1 protein-coding gene is annotated in these 1,693 nt (G+C 34.6%); it reads right to left on the bottom strand.

What is annotated here, in order from left to right; translation table 11 throughout:
* Positions 1-1,318, bottom strand: a 1,318-nt coding sequence (locus ACFQ2O_RS21525) for a hypothetical protein (RefSeq protein ID WP_377532943.1), incomplete at its 3' end; no start/stop codon positions are given.
* Positions 1,319-1,693: the final 375 nt, after the last annotated feature.

A 1,693-nucleotide genomic window follows, 5' to 3' on the forward strand; every position in this document is an offset into this window, starting at 1 on the left:
GTAATTTTATTTCGGGATGACTAACGGGAGGGTTCGTAATCTCATAAAGAACGTGTCCTTTTATTCCTAAGAAAGGTATTTTTACAAAATTGCCTTCAGGAAAGCAATTCCCCCAAGTTTCTATGCTAGCAGATTGCTCATCTTTTGCCATTATGAGCATTTTGGAAGCAACCATATAAGGAACTTCTACCCAACCACTCATATGAAAATTCCTGCCATCTATAAGGAGCCTTATATCTTTATCAATAAATCTCCCTTGCCATTTATTCAATTCATCTTGAATTTCAAATCCCTCGATAAAAGGCAGTAACAGATGCTTTGACCAGCCATTCCCAAATTCATGACACTTATATTGCTTTTGATTATAATTAAATATTAGATCCTCCGGCAGGTCAAGTTTAGTATATAATCTATAATAAGTTCTGTATCCCCTTACCTTGTCTCCTTCTAAGCACAACCGAAGTGGTGCAATAGTGTACCCTTTCCTAACTTTATTCTCATTAAATTCATAGAAATCTGTATTTCCTGTCCAATTTTGATAATTCCGTCTTACAATACTGAGGATAGATTGTCCCAACTCATTATTTACGTCGTTGATTGCATTATATAATCTGCTCGATAAGTTAAGATGCTTATTACCAAATGATAATAAGGTATATCGGAGTGTAGAATCATCTAACTGCTCGCCTGGAACAAGTCCAGAAGATGCAAAAAATGCAGGGAGTGCTTTGATATCAAGGGGTGAAAACACACATTGCGAAAGAGGTTTGCCAACGTATATCCAGCTTGAATTTGAAAAAGGATGTAGTTCAAAGAATCCAAGCTCTGTGTTATTTTTGATTATGCTCCACTCCTCCAAATCTTGCCATAGCAAATTCCAATTTGAGCCTTCATTTTGGTTGGGTAATACCGGAAGGTTGTATTTTGCAAAAAACCTTTTTGATGGTGGGTAATATGAAATTTTACGAGATGATATGTTCTCATCTTCTGTTAAAGGAATGATAAATAAAATTAAATACACTAAATAAAGTGGATATTCAACTGGTATACCGTCTATGCTTGAAACGCCTTTTATCCATTTATTATACACATAAAAGGCATTTTCTAACAAGTTTCCATTTCTTGGACTTCCAGGTATACCGATACGTACAGCATTAATAAAGTCTAAGAAAATGTCTTCATCACTTAAACTGAGCCCATTCTCTCTTCCTATATTGATTATGTCTTGTCTTGTTACAAAGAGATATACTTCCTCTTCTGCTTTATCTTCGTTAAACAACCATTTACCAACAGCATTATTCCATTGCAAATACTTCACAGCTAAATTATTAATCGACTTTAAAATTTGTTTTCAATAGTATATTCTGAAGCTTGTCTTATATTCTCCACCTTTTAATCCCTACACCCTGTTGAATTATATACATCTTTATGATTATCAAAAATTATCTAATTAGCCTCCACCCATTTTTAGAAAGCTCCCGTTGAACGTTTCTATAAAGGCATAAGAAATTTGTTTGAAGAACAACACTGGGATGATGTGAGCCATAAAGCCCGAAACTCTTACTTCTCTTTTCATACCCATGCAGATATATCCAGCTACCTAGGTACTGTTCAAGTTGGATAATGCAATATTGTCTTTTGGTTATTGAAATCTAACTGCACTGTAGCGACATTTAGAAATGGGAATTAAGTG

Origin of the sequence: Pontibacter rugosus (assembly GCF_042678745.1) — a bacterium.
Classification (GTDB): Bacteria; Bacteroidota; Bacteroidia; order Cytophagales; family Hymenobacteraceae; genus Pontibacter; species Pontibacter rugosus.